Source organism: Chitinophaga pinensis DSM 2588 (assembly GCF_000024005.1).
Lineage (GTDB): Bacteria > Bacteroidota > Bacteroidia > Chitinophagales > Chitinophagaceae > Chitinophaga > Chitinophaga pinensis.
The window spans coordinates 6,011,373-6,031,309 of record NC_013132.1 but is presented as its reverse complement, the minus strand read 5'-3'; the positions used below and the strand labels follow the sequence as shown (position 1 = coordinate 6,031,309).

Here is a 19,937-nt window from a genome sequence, read left to right as displayed (position 1 = left end):
CTAATTTCCGGGGAGATTTAGAAACTTGTGCTAAAACGATTATATTAGCTGGTAGTTTGAACTCAGGCGATGCGACAAGATTATTCCACGTTTACCGATGAAGAGGTGTTCCTGCTCGTGAAGAAGGGGGACGACAAAGCATTCGAAGAAATTTTCAGACGTTTCTGGCAGGAGTTGCTGGATGCGGCCTATCGCCGCGTAAAAGTACAGGAAACTGCCATGGAACTGGTTCAAAGCCTGCTTGTGAACCTGTATCTGAAAAGGGAAACGATTGAACTCCGGACCTCTCTCCGCAATTATCTGCATATCTCATTAAAAAATAAAGTACTGAACGCAGTACGGGCTGAAGTTGTGCGTAACACTTATCAGCAGCATATGCTGGCAGACACTGGCCTGTATCAGGCTGATGCCGCCACCAATCTGCAACTGAAAGAGTTACAGGAGCAGATCGATGCTTCCTGTGCGGGGATGCCGGAAAAATGCCGGGAGGTCTTTTTCCTGAGCCGGAAGGAGCACCTGTCGTATCAGCATATAGCACAAAGGCTCGGCATATCGGTGAACACTGTGGAGAAACACATGGTGAAAGCATTGAAAATACTGCGTTCACGCCTGAAAGAATATAACTTTACACTGTTCTGGCTGATGCTGTTGGTAGTGCTTGGATGGGAAATTTTCAGCAAATTTTAAATACAGTGGCGGTAGGACCCTTTTCAGGTGTCTAATGTTTAGAAACTATGGACATAAGCAACACCAGGTTAAAAGAATTATTAGATAAATATCTCGATGGTACGGCCTCTGCGGAGGAGATCAGTGAGGTAGATGCATGGTATGCGTCTTTCGCGTCGCATAAGGGCGTCACGGAACAATTAAACGCAGATCGGCAGGTGGCGCTGGAGCAACTGCTCTTTTCCCGTATTCATCGGGAAATCAGTCAGGCACAGGCGCCGTTACGGGTGCTCCGGTCGCGTGCGCGTTACTGGTGGGCAGCCGCCAGCGTGGCGGTGCTGCTGGCAGCAGGCGGTGTATATTATGCCGTTAACCGCATGGCCGAGCAGGGAGTTGCCGGTACGATGATCACGGAAACGGTGGAGAAGGGCAATATCAGGAAGATCACATTGCCGGACAGCAGTATCATCTGGCTGAATGCGGATAGTAAAATCCGCTATGCGCAGCAGCATGGCCGTGAGATATGGCTGGAAGGGGAAGGGTACTTTGAAATCGCGCCCCGGCAGGAAGAGGGTTTCCTGGTACATACCGGCCAACTCGATGTACAGGTACTGGGTACCAGTTTTAATATTGACGCTTATGCGCCGGCAGATTCGATCACTGTAACCGTCAGTAGCGGTAAGGTGGCGGTCAGGACGGAGAAAAATACAGACGTTGCCATTGCTGCCAATCAACAGGCCGTTTACAAGGCGACGGCTGACAGCATAAACAGATACGATATCAGTGCGGCTGATTTTGGCGCCTGGAGGGAGGGGCTGCTGGTCTTTAAAAATGCCAGTTTTGAAAGTATTGCCCGTACGCTGGAACGCCGTTATAAGGCGCATATCCGCTTCGACGGACAAAAAACAGCTTCCGCCCTGCTTTCTGCCAGATTCGGCAAGGATGAGCCTATAAAGGACATTCTACGCATGTTATGCGATATATATGGTTTCAACTACCGGAAGGAACCAGGTAGTGAGGAATACCTGGTGTATGATGCGCAGCCACATCATTGACCGGATCCAACTGTTCGGATGACGTGATAATGGGAAGTTATGAAAAGAGAATTGCGGAGTGTCTGCATTTGCGCGCCATTAAAATGGCCTGCCTGTTATTCCTATGCGCTTTAGTGATGATTGGAAATGTTTTTGCACAAACAGGTACAGAAAGAGATCTGAGACGTACAATGGTTGACATACAGGTCGTCAATCAGTCCTTCGATAAAGTATTTGAACAGATCGAAGCCGCTACCGCATTCCGGTTTGTATTCAATCCGTCGGAAATCGCCCGGAGCGGTAAGGTCACCATCAGCAAAAAAAATATTTCAGTTGAGCAGGTGCTCAGACTGCTGCCTCCGCCTTTACAATATGAGCTGAGGGGTAGTAATATATTGATCCTTGAGGAAAGGAAGCCTGTGAACAGCGCAGCTCCACGGCTGTTACACACAGGTCGTGTATCGGATGCGGAAGGACATGTATTGCCTGGCGTCAGTATTATCGTAAAACGTACTGCACGCAGGGTGATCACGGACGAAGAAGGCGTGTTCCGTATTGAAGCCGGTCCGGGAGACACTTTACGTTTCTCCCTGCTGGGGTTCCAGGATCAGGAAACCGCCGTTTCACTGTCAGCTCCTCAGGACATTGTCTTACAGCCTGGTTCCTCTGCGCTCCGGGAAGTCGTGGTGATCGGTTATGGTTCTGCCAATAAAGAGAACCTGACCACGGCCATCGGCACCGTAAAGGGTGAGCAGCTGAATGAAAGGGCGACGACTTTAAATGTCATGCAGGGACTGGCTGGTAAGGTGGCAGGTGTCAGTGTGATGATCAATTCGGGGAAACCGGGTGGTAATCCGATCGTGAAGATCAGGGGAACCGGTTCTATCAATGCGTATAACGGTCCGCTATATGTGGTTGATGGCATTGTAGGCGCTGACCCTATGAACATCGATCCAAACATTGTTGAGTCAGTGGATGTGCTCAAAGATGCGGCAGCTTCGGCGATCTATGGGGCCAGGGGTTCAAACGGGGTGATTGCGATCACCACAAAGAAGGGCGGTAAAAACACACCGGCCATCTCTTTCCGTAATACCCTCAGTTTTGCTACACTGGCCAGGGAGATAGACCTGATGGATGCAAATGAAGCCCTGGAAATGTTCAGGCGTGAATACGCATATCAGCCTGGCCGTATCGCACCGCATCTTGATCCTGACAGACAGTTTTCCCGGAAGGAAGATCTGTTCAATGCAGATGGTACGCCTAAGTATAATACGGATTGGCAGAAAGAAGCCAGTCGCCTGGCGGTATCACATGAACATGCGTTGTCGTTTTCATTAGGTAAAGAAGATATTTCTGCACTGGCAGGACTTTCATTTAGCGATCAACAGGGAATTCTGATCAACAGTTATTCCCGTCAGGTGAATGGGTTTATCAATCTCGGCTGGAACGTAAAGAAATGGCTGCACATTCAGACGGTGCTTAACAGCGGTGCATTCAAGCAGAATAACGTCGATATTAATACGTTTGGCCTGAATGCCGTGCGCCAGATCTATGAATTTCTGCCTTTTTTCCCGGTGAGATACCCGGATGGCACTTATTCCCGGAAAGCAGATTATCCGGGGGCAGAGAGCTCTGAAAACCCGGTGAGACTGATGAATGAGGTACAATCCGTAGCAGGACGTACCTATACCATGGGCAATCTGCTGGCGACCTTTTACCTGAGTCCTAAGCTGCAATTTACCGCAGGTATCAGCGGACAAACAGGCGCCAGCTATAATTTATATTTCTCCGGCAGGGATATCATCGGTTATTCCGATGTACAACAGGGGGTGGCTACACGGGGGCATGGTCAGACAGGCTCCTGGACTTCGGAAGATTATTTTACCTGGAAGGATAATTTCGGGAAACATCATCTGACAGGCGTGGCCGGCGCCAGCTGGTATTACTTTGCCAGTATGAATACACAGGCAGGCAGCGAAGGCTTCTTTGATGATTTCTTCTCGTATAATAGTCTGCAGACAGGTCTGGTGCCACAGCGGCCAAGCTCCGGATCAAGCCGGAATGCGATGAATTCGTTTTACATGCGGTTCAACTATGACTACGATAACCGCTACCTGTTCGGGATATCCCTGCGGGCGGATGGATCCTCGCGTTTTGGCGCCAATAACCGCTATGGTTACTTCCCCAGTTTTTCGGCCGCCTGGCGTTTATCGTCAGAGCCTTTCCTGCGGGATGTGCGTAGCATTAACAGTCTGAAACTCCGTGTCAGCTATGGTATTGTGGGTAATTCTGATATCGGCGATTATGTGACACAGAGCAGAATTAATAGTGGGCAAACGCCTTTTGGCGGACAGGTAGAACCTTCTGCCACACTCGGCGGATTGGGTAACCGGGATCTCAAATGGGAGAGGGCGCATCAGCTGAATCTTGGTGTGGATGCTACCTTGCTGGATAGAAGGGTACAGTTCACCGCCGATGTCTATAACAGGATCACCAAAGACCTGCTGTATTTTAAGCTGTTGCCATCTACTTCCGGATATGAAGGAGTATTTGATAATATAGGATCGATCCGTAACAGGGGACTTGAATTGTCATTGACCACGGAGAACATCCGCAGAAAGAATTTCTCCTGGAATACTTCACTGATCTATTCCATGAACCGTTCGCTGGTGCTAAACCTGAACGGAGATATCATGTATCCGTGGGCAGGACGTATCATGGAGGGAAGGCCCTTAAATGAATTCTACGGTTATCAGCGACTGGGCACCTGGGGTACAAATGAAGCTGCGGAAGCGGCTGTATACGGGAAGAAACCGGGCGATCTCAAATATGCAGATCTGAATCATAATAAGGTGAAAGACGCGGGCGACCGTACCGTATTGGGGAATGGAATGCCTGATTTCGAAGGTAGTATTGTGAATACAGTCAACTACCGGAATTTCTCCCTGGCTCTCGATCTGCAGGTGATATACGGGCATAGTCTGGCGAACCTGACACGATTGATCATGGAAAACGCGGCGCCTGTCACGAATAGTTACAGTAGTCTGCTGGATGCCTGGACACCGGAACATCAGGGCACAATGAATGCTGCCTTGCGTTTACCAGGTGATGGTTTTGACAGTGAGATCGACAGTTATAATATCGAGAAAGGATCGTTCCTGCGGGTGCGTAATATCACCTTGGGTTATCGTTTGCCATCGGTATGGCTGAAACGCTGTCATCTGAGATCGGCGGTACTGGGTGTGAGTGCGGAGAATTATTTTCTCTTCACGAAATACAAAGGATATGATCCGGAGGCGTCTTCTTTTGACGGAGACTTTAACCAGGGCGTTGATCTGTACCAGTATCCGAAGGCAAAGACGATGGCGTTCACACTAAATGTTACATTTTGAATAAAGGAATTGAGATATGAAACGAATGCGCTTCCTGCTGCCGTTGCTGACGGTCTTAACGTCCTGCGTCAATTTTCTGGATGAACAGCCATCTGGTTCGCTGGGGCTGGACGACTACTATAAAACGGCAGAACAGATCAAAGCGGCTGTCAATGGAACCTATGAGGGCCTGTCGCTTCCCTATGCTGAGAATATTGGCGTAGCTGTTAGTCCGGTGTATTCTCTGGAGTATGTCACCGGCTACAGCCGACGCCCAAGACCTTCGGGTTTTGAAGATGATCAGTTCCTGCGGTTAGACAGACTGGATGCAGCTAATTCCAGGTTGCAGGCATGGTGGAATGCGACTTATTATCCGGTTGAGAATTGTAATAGTGTGATAGAAAATGTGAGTGTCAGTACGTTGATAGATGAGACGACCAAACAACGGTATCTGGGACAGGCGTATTTTATGCGTGCCTGGTATTACTTCCAGGGAGTACAGCTCTTCGGAGATATACCTTTGAAACTGACTACTACGAAAGATCCGAATGATGTGAAGATCCGCCGTTCACCAAAGGAAGCGGTGTATGATCAGATTGTAAAAGACCTGCTGAAAGCTGAGGGTAGCGGTCTGCCCTGGATAGATCGGAGCGGGCATGTTAGTCTGGGAACGGTGAAGTCATTACTGGCGAAAGTATACCTGACAATGGCTGGTTACCCGATGCAACGAGGGATCACGTATTACGGAAAGGCATATGAGAAGGCGCTGGAGGTGATTAACAGCAGACAGTTTAATCTGTTTGAGACTTATGAAGATCTCCGTGATCCGGCGAAGATGAATACGGGAGAAAACATCTTTATGTTACAACGTCATCCGACGATGGCGGAGAGTAATATTCATGGTGCGTATCTGCCATATCCTACTGAGCCGATTTCCATACAGCCGGCTTATGGAGGAGCGATGGCGCCGACATTGGCTTTCTATAACTCTTACGCGGCGAATGATGGCCGTAAACAGGAACAGGCGTTTTATTATACCCGCTATCCGCGATATGATAATCCTACAGAGATTATCACGTTTTCAGATCCTTATATTTTTAAGTTCTGGGATGCGGATGCAGAAAAAACAGGCCGTTCGGGCGCTAACTTTCCGCTGATACGTTATGCAGATGTGCTGTTGTTATGTGCAGAAGCAAAGAGTCAGCTGGATGGCGGAAGTACCACAGATGCGGCAGCGATTGCGGCTTATTATGCGGTACGTCAGCGTGCGTTTCCGGCAGCAGGGCAACCAACAATATTAACAACAGACGATATTCTGAAAGAGAGATACTGGGAACTTTGTTTTGAATTTCAGACATGGTATGATATGTTGCGCACACGTAAAGCGTTTGATGTGGCCAACGGTACGATGACCAACCTGTTAGGATACAAAGCACCGAATCACCTACGGGCCTTTGAACTGAAAGACCTTACGTTTCCGCTGCCATTAGCGGAAGTTCAGAAAAACCCGGATTTAGCACTTTAAACGACAAGATGAAACATACTATTCTTTTCCTCGCGGTGTTATGCACCGTTGGGGTGGGGCAGTCCATTGCCCAGCAACACTATTTTATCGATGGTTATCATGGCGGCAAGTACGGACACTATCCGGCAGGATATACCCAATACATTGTAGCGCAATTAGAGGCGCATCCTGCATGGAAGATCAACCTGGAAATTGAACCTGAAACCTGGGATGTGGCAAGGGTGGAAGAGCCGGCTGCATATGCCAGGCTGCAACAGTTATTTGCCGATCAGTCAGATGCAGGTAGGATCGAATATGTCAATCCGGGTTATGGACAAAGCTATCTGTACACCGGTTCTGGCGAGAGTATGATCCGGCAGTTCAGTTACGGGATGCAGCATATCAGACAGCATTTTCCGGGCGCCGTTTTTAGTACTTATTCCAGTGAAGAGCCCTGTTTTACCAGTGCATTGCCGCAGGTGCTGTTATCCCTTGGCTTTAAATATGCGTCTCTTAAAAACCCGAATACCTGCTGGGGTGGATATACCCGTGCCTTTGGTGGTGAAGTGGTACAATGGCAGGGACCTGACGGCAGCATAGTACCCACCGTGCCGAGATACGGGGCAGAAGCATTGTTGCCCAATTCCACCTGGCAGACGACCGCCTGGAATAACAGCAGCGAGTATATACAATCAGCGCTTGCTGCCGGTATCCGGCAGCCAATAGGGATGTGTTTACAGGACGCCGGCTGGCGTAATGGTCCCTGGTTAAAACAACAGGCGATATATGAAACCTGGCGTCATTATATCGGTCATGTAGCAGATACGCAACATGCTGCCGTATGGGCATTCAGTCAGGAAGACGTGCAGGTGAGTCTTGTATGGGGCGCACAGGCTTTGCAACGTATCGCACAGCAGGTCAGACAGGCAGAGAATAAACTGGCGGCCGCAGAAAAGTACGCAGCTATCAGTTCGCTGGTACAGCATGGTCCCTGGCCCAAGGCGGCCCTGGATAGTGCCTGGAAGACTTTGTTACTCTCGCAGCATCATGACTGCTGGATCGTGCCTTATAATGGCCGTAAAGGCGATACCTGGATAGACAAGGTGCAGCACTGGACGGATAATACGCTCCGTGTGAGTGATAGTATTCTGTTGCGGGGAACGGAGACAAGCCGTGCTGTACGTGTGCTCAACACAACTGCCATTGCAAGAGAAGAGTGGGTCGTGGTACCAGCTTATAAAGGCGCTTCGGCAAAGGTGACTGATAACAAGGGCAAGGCGGTAAAAGCCTATATACAGCGGGATGGTTCACTGATATTTAAAGCCAGTGTGGCGCCGATGGGATTCAATGTTTATCATATCAGTGAAGGTGCAAAGACTGCTGCTGCTCCAACACGCAACAGACAATTAGCAGATGGTCGTTACCAGATAGAGACAGATCAATACCGGATGCTCATAGATCCGGCCAGAGGAGGGATTATTACCAGTCTGATTGCGAAACAACTGAACAACCGGGAAATGGTAGACCGTAAACATCCGCGCAGTTTTAATGAACTGAGGGGCTATTTCTATCAGCAATCGGCCTGGCGTTCCAGCACTGATACGGCGGCTGTTGTAAGGCTGAAAGAAAACAATCCTGCACAGACGGTAGTAGAGATCAAAGGTGCTATTGGCGGACATCCGTTTACGCAACTGATCACCTTAGCGAATTCCACAAGCCGCATAGATATGCAGCTGAAAATTGACTGGCAGGGTGAACCAGGTATTGGTGCGCCTCCGGCAAAGCATTATCGGGTGGAAGATTATCACAAAGCATTTTATAACGACAGTTTCAAATTACAGATCCTGCTTCCGCTCAATCTGGCACAGCAGCAGTTAAGTAAAGATGCGCCGTATGATGTAACAGCGAGCCGGTTGACAAATACTTTTTTCAGTAGCTGGGATAGCATCAAGAATAATGTATTGTTACACTGGGCTGATGTGACAGATGGAAAGACCGGACTGGCACTCTTTGCGGATCATACGACGAGTTATGTACATGGAGAAAACTATCCGCTGGGCTTTACGGTGCAATTTACCGGTACTGCATTATGGGGCCGCAATTATAATGTGACAGGACCCACAGACGTACACTATGCGATTCTTCCCCATAGCGGGGCATGGGATAAAGGTGGCGTGAGTGAAGAAGCTGCCCGCTGGTGTGAACCACTGGAATTATTGCCTGCTACCGGCGAAGCTGCATTTTCCCTGCTCTCGGTGGCCGATCAGCGCTGGCAGGTACCTGCGATGATGATGGATGGAGATGATCTGTTGATCCGTGTGTATAATGCTGCCGGTGATAACAGGGAACATACCTTGTCAGTTTCCGGTACGGCTTCTGCGGTCATCCTGGAACGACTGGATGGTCAGGCACTGGAAACGCTTCCGGCAGTACAACAGACTGGTAATACAGTCATCCGTTTAGCGATACCTCGTTTCGGTATCCGCACCATTCGTTTAAAAAATATAAATATTCAACATTAATCCGCTCCATATGAAGAAAGTACTCTATTCCGTTTCACTTTGTCTGGCATCACTATCTGCTGCCGCCCAGGTGAAACCCTTCCAGCAGCATGACCGCGTGATCTTTGTAGGCAACAGTATCACAGAAGCCGGCGCTTATGTGTCTTATGTTTATCTCTATTACATGACGCATTTTCCCGACAGAAAACTGGTCATTATGAATGGCGGTATTGGTGGTGATAAAGCAGCTGATATGTACAGAAGGCTGGACTATGATATTCTTGCTAAAAAGCCTAATACGCTGGTGTTGACATTCGGGATGAATGATACCGGTTATTTTGAGTTTAACAGCGATGATGCAGATAAGACGGCACGTGAACGTATTGAAGCTTCCCGTCGCAGTTATGAGCAGATAGAACAACGCCTGCTGCAACTGCCTGATCTGCAAAAGATCCTGATGTCTTCTCCTCCTTATGATGAAACGGCGAAGATCAAAGGCAACTATTTTAAAGGCAAGTCTAAAGCGATGCAGGAAGTAGTGGCTTTCCAGGAAGCTGCCGCGCAAAAAAATAAATGGCCATTTGTAGATCTTTTCCGTCCGATGACGGCTTTAAATGCCCGTCTTCAGGAAAAAGACGCTACATTTACGATGATCGGTCCGGACAGGATCCATCCAGGTAATGCAGGGCATCTGGTGATGGCTTCCCTGTTTCTGAAAAGTCAGGGACTGAGTGGTCAGCCGGTAGCTGATGTACGTATCGACGGAGGTAAATTAAAGCAGGCACAGAACTGTAAAGTAAGCGGTCTGAATGCCAGTGCAGGAAAAATCAGTTTTGATTACCTGGCGGCTGCTTTGCCATTCCCGATGGATACCGTATCCCGTATATGGGGAAATGACCAGAAGCAATCCGACGCTCTGAACTGGATTCCTTTCACCGAAGACTTTAACCGGGAAATGTTGGCTGTCGCCGGACTACCAGCCGGAGACTATCGTCTCCTGATAGATGGTCATCCGATCGGTAAATGGTCTGCTGCTGCATTTGAAAAAGGCATTAACCTGGCGACCCAGCAGGAGACGCCTCAGTATAAACAGGCGCTTTCTATCATGCAGTTGAATATGCGCCGGATGGAAACGGAATCACGCCTGCGCCGTTATTACTGGGTACAGGGCAATTTCTTTGATAAAAAGAACATGCGTATGCAGGATGATGCCGCAGCATTGGATAGCGTTCGCCAGCAGGCACAGAAAGACGGCATGTTGCGTTACCACGAAGAGAATTATGAAACGGCGATGTACAAGGAACTGCGTACACACTGGCAGGAAGAGATTGACCTGATCATCAATCTGGTATATCGTTTGAATAAACCTGTCAGCCATAAAATTGAGATCGTTAAAATTTAATATAGTGAAGAAGAATAGTAAGCTATTAACAGGCGCCATACTCATGGCGCCTTTCATCAGTTTAGCGCAACAGCCTGCTGACTATGTCAATCCATTCATAGGCGCAAGTACGAGCACCGGAGCGGCCGGTATTTATCACGGACTGGGTAAAACCTTTCCGGGTGCTGCAACGCCTTTCGGGATGGTACAGCTGAGTCCTAATACGATCACCGGTGGCGACAACGGATCCGGGTATAGTTATGAGCATACAACTATAGAGGGTTTTGCTTTTACACAGATGAGCGGTATCGGCTGGTATGGCGATCTGGGGAATTTCCTGGTGATGCCTACGACTGGTCCCCTGCAGACAGTTGCCGGTAAACCCGAACATCCGGAGGAAGGCTATCGCTCTACCTATGCGAAAGAAGAAGAGAAAGCCAGTGCGGGTTATTATGGTGTAAAGTTGACAGAACACAATATCAAAGCAGAGATGACAGCTGCGCCGCATAGCGGTATTCTGCGCTTTACTTTTCCTGCTAATCAGCAATCACGTATACAGATAGACCTGGCCCGCAGGGTAGGTGGTACGTCTGTCTGGCAGGAAGTGAAAGTAATCGATGATCATACCATCGCGGGTTATATGCGTTGTACCCCTGATGGTGGCGGCTGGGGAAACGGTGATGGAAAGGCGAATTACACGGTATACTTCTATGCACAGTTCAGTAAGCCGCTGCGTAAATCCGGCGTATGGAGTGCTGATATTCCGGATGACTGGTCCCGCAAACGTGAGGACATTGAAAGCGACCGTTATCAGCAGCAGATCGGGAAGGCCGCTGTATTGCCTGGCGTAAAAGAAAAGGCCGGCAAACACCTTGGTTTTTATACAGAATTTGCTACTACTGCGAATGAAAAAGTATTGATGAAAGCGGGTATCTCTTTCGTAAGTATCGATGGTGCAAAGGCGAACCTGCAGGCAGAAATAAAAGGCTGGGATTTCGATGGTGTGCAGCAGCATACAACCGCATTGTGGAACCAGGCATTAGGCAAAATAGCTATCAAGGGTGGTACTGAAGAAGAGCGTAAAGTATTCTACAGTGCCCTGTATCATACAATGATCGATCCGCGTCAGTGTGCAGATGTTGATGGTAAATATATGGGTGGCGACGGCAAGGTGCATACAGATAAAAACTTCCGCAGACGTACCATTTTCAGCGGATGGGATGTGTTCCGCAGTCAGATGCCGCTGCAGACCATTATCAACCCTGCTGTTGTAAATGATGAAATCAATTCATTGGTGACACTCGCGGATGAAAGCGGTAACCATTATCTTGAGCGTTGGGAGATACTGAATGCGTACAGTGGTTGTATGATTGGTAATCCTGCTGTATCTGTGATTACGGATGCTTATGCAAAAGGGATCCGTAATTTCGATGTACAGAAAGCGTATGGTTTTGCAAAGAATACCATAGAGAAATTCGGGAATGGCAGTAAGGGGTATTCTACCGGCGGCCTAAGCGTATCATTAACACTGGAATATGCATATACTGAATGGTGTTTAGGCCGGCTGGCCGGTCTGCTTAATAAAAGAGAGGATGCGCAGACATATACAGCACGCGGCGCTAATTACCGTAATGTATTTGACAGCTCAAAAGCCTGGTTCCGTCCGCGCAATGATGACGGCAGCTGGCAGGCATGGCCGGAAGAGGGTCGCATGCGTCAGGGATATGGTACCATTGAAAGCAGTCCATATCAGCAGGGATGGTTTGTACCACAGGATGTGCCAGGGATGATTACGTTAATGGGTGGCAAGGAAAAGGTACTTGCGGATCTGACTGCTTTCTTTGATAAGGCGCCGGAAAACATGATGTGGAATGATTACTATAATCATGCGAATGAGCCGGTGCATCATGTGCCTTTCCTGTTCAATTATCTTGGTACGCCATGGCTGACACAAAAATGGACACGCGATATCTGCGCCCGCGCTTATCATAATTCTGTAGAGGGGTTAGTTGGTAATGAGGACGTCGGACAAATGTCTGCCTGGTATGTACTGGTAGCCAGTGGTCTGCATCCGGTATGTCCGGGAAGCAACCGTTATGAGATCACCAGTCCAGTGTTTGATGCCATCACATTAAAGCTTGATCCTACCTATGCCAAAGGGAAGCAGTTCAGTATTGTTGCGCGTAACAACAGTGCGACAAACCGTTATATCCAGAAAGCCTGGTTAAATGGTAAACCCTACAAGTATGCGCATATCGATCATGCGGATATTGCCAGCGGAGGTACCCTGCTGCTGGAAATGGGAGCAACACCCAATAAAGACTGGGGTATAGAATAAATCCAACTTAACGAATGGCGGTACCGGTGTTGTAACGTGTCATTACAACAAGGGAGAGCAGAAAGCTGCTTTTTACGCACCGGTACTGCCATGTCGTTAATCAACGAACATGCATGTCAGCGTTATGAAATGAAGTCCACGTTAACCGCTTCTCCCCGTTTTTGTTAATTCAAACGGTCATGTATGTATTCCACAGTTTCCTCCTATGGCCCTTTTATGCGCTATAAAAAGCGTGGGCCTGTTGCCGGCTTTTCTTTTGTTCAACTATTCCATCTATGTTTCTTTTTAGTCCTGCTGCTGGTGGGTGTGCAGGCATCTGCTACTAAGCCGTATGCAGATACGCTTATCACTGGTCGCGTAAGCGGCGAAGGGAATGAACCTTTACCAGGTGCTAACGTAACCTTACGCAGTGCACCTTCAAAAGGTGTGACGACCCGTCCTGACGGTACATACAGTATACAGGCTTCACCACAGGATGTACTGGTTGTTACTTTTGTAGGATATGCCCGTCAGGAGATCCTTATTAATGGCAGACAACGCGTAGATATTGTGTTACAGGCCCAGGCGACCAGTCTTGAAAAAGTAGTGGTAGTAGGTTATGGTACGCAGAAAAGAGGAGAGGTGACGGGCGCTATTTCCTCTGTTGATGCCGGTGATATCAAAGACTTGCCGGCTGCGAGTCTGCAACAATCCTTACAAGGTAAATCCGCCGGTGTACAGATTACCCAGAACTCCGGTTCACCGGGTAAAAATGCGCAGGTACGCGTCAGGGGATTAACCTCCATCAACAACTCTGATGTACTGTATGTCGTAGACGGTGTACCGCTCACCGCCAACGGGATCAATGCGATCGATCCTTCGAATATTGCTTCTGTTCAGATATTGAAAGACGCTTCTTCGCAGGCTATCTATGGTTCAAGAGGTGCGAATGGTGTGGTGCTGATCGAAACCAAGAAGGGGAGTAAGAATTCATCTCATATTTACTTTAATGCTTACGGCGGTGTACAGCAACTCAGGAAGAAATTGAAGATGCTGGATACCAGGGATTTTATTACGTTGAATACCGAAGCATATAAGAATGCGGGACAGGCTTCTCCATGGGGCGATCCTTCTCAGTATCCATTGAACACCGACTGGCAGGATGCGATGTTCCGTACGGGACCTATACAGAGTTATGACCTGGCATTTGCCGGTGGCAGCGAAAAACTTACTTACCGCCTGAGTGGTAACTATTTTAACCAGGACGGTATTATCATTGGGTCTTCTTTCAAACGTGCTTCTTTATCGCTTAATTCAACGTTTAAGGCAAATGAGAAGGTGGAAGTAGGAGAAAATATCTCTATTGCGAAAAGTACGCAGTACCTGGTGGGAGAAGGCGCTACCAGCAGGGTGGATCTGTTGTCAGCACTCAGTATGGATCCTACGGTGCCTTTGCTGGATTCAGCCGGTAACTATGTGCCTGCCCGGTATTCAGATATCCAGCATCCGATTGCCAGCATCAACAATATCTCCCAAAATCATCCATACAATAACTGGTCTGTTGTAGGCGCTACTTATCTGCAGATCAAACCGTTGAAAGGACTGGCGTTGAGATCCAACCTGAGTATTGATCTGAATTTTTCAGATGATAAAGCTTTTGCGCCTTCTTATTATGTGTCTGCAGCGCAGAATAATCCTGTGCCTAATCTTTCGCAGACAAAAGCCGTCGGCTATAGCTGGACATGGGATAACACCGCTACCTATGAACAGAAGTTCGGAGATGATCATGAAATAAAATTACTGGCGGGTGTTTCTCAGCAGCGGTTCAGCTATGATTTTATCAGGGGGAGTAACCAGGGGCAACCCAGTAATGATCCATATCTGCAATACCTGGATGCCGGTACTGCCAATCCTGCTGTAGCCGGTAGTATGGTGCGCTGGAGCCTGCTTTCTTATATCGGTCGCGTAAACTATAATTTCAGAGAGAAGTACTTCTTAACTGCCACCCTGAGAAGAGATGGTTCTTCGAAGTTTGGCGCTAATAACAAGTATGGTAATTTCCCCTCTGCTTCAGTCGGTTGGTCGCTGACCAAAGAGGGTTGGTTTGACAATGTAAAGGCACTTCATTCATTGATGTTAAGGGCCAGCTGGGGTGTGGTGGGGAATCAGTCCAGCGCCGGTTATTATGACTTCTCTTCCACCATTAACAACTATTATTATGCCTATGGCAATCCGGCTAATGCGGCTTTGACTGCTGAACCTAATGGACTGGGTAATCCTGATCTGAAATGGGAGCAGGTACGCCAATGGGATATCGGTTTTGATGTCAGGTTGTGGGAAGGCTTGAGTGGTACAGTGGATTATTATAACAAAAAGACAAAGGATATGCTGCTGAGGATCCCTATTTTATACGAAAGCGGATTCTCTACCGGTCCACTGACCAATGTGGCTTCTATGTTCAATGCAGGGTTTGAGTTTCAACTGGACTATAATCACACCTTTGGCAATGGCGTAAGTCTGAATGCCGGTGTGAATCTCTCCACATTGAAAAATAAAGTTTTGAGTCTGCAGAATGAGGGTGCACAGATCTTCAGTAGTCCGAATATGACACGTGCCGGACAACGGGTAGCTGAATTCTACGGTTATGTATTTGACGGTATTTTCCAGAACCAGCAGGAGATTGCCAACCATGCGACACAGCCGAATGCAGCGCCTGGCGATATCCGTTTTAAAGACCTGAATAATGATAAAGTGATCAACGATCTGGATCAGACTTACCTGGGATCTCCTATCCCGAAAATCCAGTATGGTTTTAGTGTGGGTACAGGGTATAAAGGCTTTGACCTGAACCTGTCCTTTTTCGGCGTAGCCGGGAATAAGATTTATCAATCCTATAAATACAACACAAACGGCTTCTTTATTTCGAACTATAATATGGAGCAGGAGATACTGGGCCGGTGGCATGGTGAAGGGACGAGTAATACCATTCCCCGCCTGAATGCAAATGATCCGAACTACAATGCGCGTGCTTCCAGTTATTATCTCAGTAGTGGTTCTTACCTGCGTCTGCGGAACGTGACCCTGGGGTATAATTTCCCGGATAAACTGATGGAGAGATGGAAGATGAGCGGACTGCGGGTATTCGTCTCGGGACAAAACCTGCTGACGTTTACAAAGTATGACGGTTATGACCCGGAAATCGGGATCACATTCGGGGGGAATGCCGGTACGCTGAACCTAGGTCAGGATCAGGTGAACTATCCGCAGCCAAGAATAATTACTGCCGGTTTGAACCTTACTTTATAATGCTTATCCTACGTTAATCCTACGTTCAGGAACGTAAGATTAACGTAGGATAATGAATATCAAAACGGCATCTGAGCAAGATCATATCGTATCCATTTAAAACAGTTGTATGAAATATATTAGTTTTCTTTTAGTCATTACTGTTATATGCAGTTCCTGTTCGAAGTTCCTGGAAGAGGATCCTACAGCGCATTTATCCACCACTACATATTATAAAACAGCTGCTGATGCAGAAGCTGCTGTTAATGCCGTTTATGCCGCTGCCAGGCCACAGAATTTCTTTGCATTGGAAACCCGTATTGCGGTAGGCGATATTATGTCGGATGATGCGGAGAAAGGTGGCGGTGGTGCTTCCGATGTGGCGGAGATGCAGCAGCTGAAGTTATTTGTCGCCAAACCGGATAATGGTTATGTAGAAGGCGCCTGGCAGGCGAATTTCCATGGCATCTACCTGGCTAATCTTGTATTGGACAGGGTGCCACCTATTGCGATGAATGAGACGGATAAGCAAAGGATCCTCGGGCAGGCCCGTTTTTTCCGTGCTTATTTTTATTTGCAGCTGATGGAGTTATTCGGGAATGTACCCCTGATTACGAAACCATTGCAGACGGGCGATTATAATCAACCGCAGGCGACACCCGCGCAGGTATGGGCGCAGATCGAGCTGGATGCGGATAGTGCGATAGCGGTATTGCCACAGCAAAGCGAACTGACCGTTGATAAACAAGGAAAAGCGACTGTTGGCGCAGCGAAGGCATTGTTACTCTATGCATATTTATGGCAGCAGAAATGGGCGGATGCGCAGCGTATAGGGGATGAAATCATCAATTCCGGTCAGTATACCCTGGCAGCAGATTATACAAAGATTTTTACATCGGCAGGCGAGTTCAATACCGGTTCCATCTTTGAGATCAATATGGCGAATGTGCCGGGGAAAAACGTGGGTAGTAATATCAACCTCTGGCAGAATCCCCGGAATACCTGGGGCTATGGATTTGTTTGTCCGACGCAAAACCTGGTGAACAGCTTCGAAACAGGCGATCCGAGGCTAAAAGCGACCGTTATAGCCAATGGCGACGTTCTTCCGGATGGTTCGGTGGCCAATACGACTTCCAGCCAGACAGGGTACTATAACAAGAAATACTGGCTGCCTCAGAACGAGATTCCTTACAATAACGGGGGAGGCGCAGGGGATGGTCCGACCAATGAGCGTATTTACCGCCTGGCCGTGGTCATGTTATGGACGGCTGAAGCGGCAGTGCATAATGGCGATGCTGGGCATGCGACTGACCTGGTCAACAAAGTGAGGGAAAGGGCGCGCAAAAGCGGCGGGAATACCGATATGGGTATATTACCCCCTTATGGGACCGTGACGCTGGACAATATTTACCATGAACAGCGGGTAGAAACGGCCCTTGGCGATCATATCCGCTTTTTTGAGCTGGTGCGGACCGGCAAGGCGGCAGGCACATTACCCGGTTATAAAGAAGGAGTACACAATCACCTGCCTATCCCTTTGAGGGAGATCCAGTTAAGTAACGGACTGCTACGGCAGAACCAGGGATATTAGGACCCTGTACAGGCACGGGGAGGTCATTTTTGATAAAATCAGTATCCGGATGGCGGTAAGCTTCATTTGAGGTGTCATTATAAAAATGGGGACATAGATTTTATCACCAAAAACTGAACGCTACCACGTATTACGTTATGAAACTGACCTTCATGTTCGCAGCTTCCCTGGGCCTGTGCATGGGAATTCTTACACTGGTATCCTGCAGTGACAAGAACTTCCTTGATCAGACGGAGACAAGCAACCTGGACGAGAAATCGGTCTTTTCCGACAGTGCCAGGACAGTACAATTCCTTACCAACATTTACATTGACATCGGTTTTACCGAGAATGCCACCCGTTTCGGGAACGGTGGACTGGACGCTGCCTGTGATGAGGCGGAGCCGCAGAAATCGGCTTCTATCACCACTTCTGTCCAGTTTGCCACGGGAACCGTCAATCCTTCTATTATCAGCGGGGACGCCTGGAGTTTGTGTTATACGAACATCCGGCGGGTCAACCTCCTGCTGAAACATCTTCCCGGTACGCCTATTCCTTCCTATATCCGTAATGTAATGGGGGCAGAGGCCCGTTTTCTGCGGGCGTGGTATTATGCCATCCTCCTGAAGCATTACGGGGGTATACCGCTCACCGGCGATTCCGTGTACAATGTTACAGACCAGATCCCGGCCACCCGTCACACGTTTAAAGAATGTGTGGACTATATCGTCTCCGAATGTGATGCTGCCGCTGGCGCATTGCCATTGGAGCGGGTAAGAGAGGATTATGGCCGCGCCAGTGGTGGCGCTGCAATGGCCCTGAAAGCCAGGGTATTGCTGTATGCTGCCAGTCCGCTGTTCAATGGCGGGAACGTAGATCCTCAGAATGCGCTGACCGGTTATACAGACAATGTGCCCGAAAGATGGAAACTGGCCGCAGACGCCGCTGGCCTTGTAATAAATTCGAATGCCTATTCCTTGTATGAGGACAATGCTACGGCGCCGGGTTATGGCTTTTATAAAGTATTTACCCTGCGTGTCAATTCAGAGTATATTCTGGCGAAAATGCAGGGCTTGAACCGTGAACTGGAGACTGCCTGGCAGCCACCTTCCCGGGGCGGCGGACAGGGAGGATTTCCTTACCAGGAATTCGTAGACGCTTTCGGTATGGCCAATGGTAAACCGATCACGGATCCAACTTCAGGGTATGCCGCAACGGATCCTTATAAGGACAGGGACCCAAGGCTTGCTTATTCGGTGATTCGTGACCAGACGCCATTGATACAGAATAACGGTCTGAAAGAACCGGTTAATATCTACCTCACCACAGCTGGCAGTGGCGTGAGCCAGGACGCCGTACTGGCGGGAACGCCTACCGGGTACTATACAAAGAAGATGCTGGATGAAAATATCAGTGCCAATTTTATTCATGGCAGCCAGCGTTGTTTCCCATTGATCAGGTATGCAGAAGTACTGCTGAATTTTGCAGAAGCGAGTAATGAATTTGATGGACCGACACAAGCGGTGTACGATGCGATACAACTGGTGCGGAGAAGAGCGGGACTGATGCCTTATGAATTGCCTGCCGGACTCTCAAAGGATCAGATGCGGGAGGCAATACAGGCCGAAAGGAGGGTGGAACTGGCATTTGAAGGACATCGTTTCTGGGATGTAAGAAGGTGGAAGATCGCCGAGACGACACAGAACAAGGCGATGACCGGTATGAAAGTAATACGCAATGGCAACAATGCCACCTATACCGCCTTTTCCGTACGTAAACATAATTTCCGCAAGGCTATGTACCTGTGGGCAATTCCACAAAGTGAAACCGCCAAGTCTCCCGAACTGGCGCAAAATCCAAACTGGTAAAACAACCACCATGAAAGTAAGCATCTCCTTTTGTTTACTGATACTGTTATTCAGTATCAATGCCTGCAAACGGCAGGAAATATCTGTGCCTGAGCAGATAAAAGACATTTCGGGTGAGTGGCGTATCGTCAAGGCCGTCCGGAATGGCGTAGAAATTACCACGCTGACAGATTTCACGAAGTTCAGAATACATTTCAAAGAGGGTCAGTACAATATTGAAAATCCGATGCCTTTTGTCGTGAACAAAAACGGGAGTTATTCACTGGATGATCCTGCGTATCCTTTACGCATCTCGTTCCTGCAAACGGGTACTGATGCGGCTGTCAGTACCGGTTTTACTTACCCGGTAGTGAATGGTAAACGTAACATGGTGTTTTCCTTCAGTCCCGGTTGCGCATCCAATACTTATCTGTACACACTTGAAAGAGTGGCTCCCTAAC

At 48.4% G+C, this 19,937-nt stretch carries 11 protein-coding genes; all 11 read left to right on the top strand.

Annotated features, from left to right (window positions below):
• The first annotated feature begins 69 nt into the window (after nucleotides 1-69).
• The 11 genes from CPIN_RS23940 to CPIN_RS23890 all read left to right on the top strand — a co-directional run bounded on the left by CPIN_RS23940 (nucleotide 70) and on the right by CPIN_RS23890 (nucleotide 19,936).
• The gene (locus CPIN_RS23940; protein ID WP_012792428.1) at nucleotides 70-687 is read left to right on the top strand and encodes an RNA polymerase sigma-70 factor; all 618 of its coding nucleotides are present in this window, start codon (nucleotides 70-72) and stop codon (nucleotides 685-687) included.
• Between the two features lie 47 nt (nucleotides 688-734).
• Nucleotides 735-1,721, top strand: coding sequence for a FecR family protein (locus CPIN_RS36980; RefSeq protein ID WP_012792427.1), 987 nt, complete (start codon nucleotides 735-737; stop codon nucleotides 1,719-1,721).
• 116 nt (nucleotides 1,722-1,837) lie between these two features.
• Nucleotides 1,838-5,092 carry a SusC/RagA family TonB-linked outer membrane protein gene (locus tag CPIN_RS23930; protein WP_187294687.1) on the top strand — a complete coding sequence of 1,085 codons (3,255 nt, stop codon included), beginning with the start codon at nucleotides 1,838-1,840 and terminating at the stop codon, nucleotides 5,090-5,092.
• 16 nt (nucleotides 5,093-5,108) lie between these two features.
• Nucleotides 5,109-6,596 (top strand): RagB/SusD family nutrient uptake outer membrane protein, encoded by a 1,488-nt coding sequence (locus tag CPIN_RS23925; RefSeq protein WP_012792425.1) that lies wholly within the window; start codon nucleotides 5,109-5,111, stop codon nucleotides 6,594-6,596.
• A gap of 8 nt (nucleotides 6,597-6,604) precedes the next feature.
• The gene (locus tag CPIN_RS23920; protein WP_012792424.1) at nucleotides 6,605-9,097 is read left to right on the top strand and encodes a glycoside hydrolase family 38 C-terminal domain-containing protein; all 2,493 of its coding nucleotides are present in this window, start codon (nucleotides 6,605-6,607) and stop codon (nucleotides 9,095-9,097) included.
• Nucleotides 9,098-9,107: 10 nt separating this feature from the next.
• Nucleotides 9,108-10,478 carry an SGNH/GDSL hydrolase family protein gene (locus tag CPIN_RS23915; protein WP_012792423.1) on the top strand — a complete coding sequence of 457 codons (1,371 nt, stop codon included), beginning with the start codon at nucleotides 9,108-9,110 and terminating at the stop codon, nucleotides 10,476-10,478.
• A gap of 4 nt (nucleotides 10,479-10,482) precedes the next feature.
• Nucleotides 10,483-12,795 carry a GH92 family glycosyl hydrolase gene (locus tag CPIN_RS23910; RefSeq protein ID WP_245552031.1) on the top strand — a complete coding sequence of 771 codons (2,313 nt, stop codon included), beginning with the start codon at nucleotides 10,483-10,485 and terminating at the stop codon, nucleotides 12,793-12,795.
• A gap of 183 nt (nucleotides 12,796-12,978) precedes the next feature.
• A complete protein-coding gene (locus CPIN_RS23905; RefSeq protein ID WP_012792421.1) occupies nucleotides 12,979-16,080 on the top strand; it encodes a SusC/RagA family TonB-linked outer membrane protein in 3,102 nt (1,033 codons plus the stop codon).
• Nucleotides 16,081-16,189: 109 nt separating this feature from the next.
• Nucleotides 16,190-17,650, top strand: a complete 1,461-nt coding sequence (locus tag CPIN_RS23900) for a RagB/SusD family nutrient uptake outer membrane protein (RefSeq protein WP_012792420.1) — start codon at nucleotides 16,190-16,192, stop codon at nucleotides 17,648-17,650.
• 137 nt (nucleotides 17,651-17,787) lie between these two features.
• The gene (locus tag CPIN_RS23895; RefSeq protein ID WP_044219583.1) at nucleotides 17,788-19,497 is read left to right on the top strand and encodes a RagB/SusD family nutrient uptake outer membrane protein; all 1,710 of its coding nucleotides are present in this window, start codon (nucleotides 17,788-17,790) and stop codon (nucleotides 19,495-19,497) included.
• A gap of 10 nt (nucleotides 19,498-19,507) precedes the next feature.
• Nucleotides 19,508-19,936 carry a DUF5004 domain-containing protein gene (locus CPIN_RS23890; protein WP_012792418.1) on the top strand — a complete coding sequence of 143 codons (429 nt, stop codon included), beginning with the start codon at nucleotides 19,508-19,510 and terminating at the stop codon, nucleotides 19,934-19,936.
• Nucleotide 19,937: the final 1 nt, after the last annotated feature.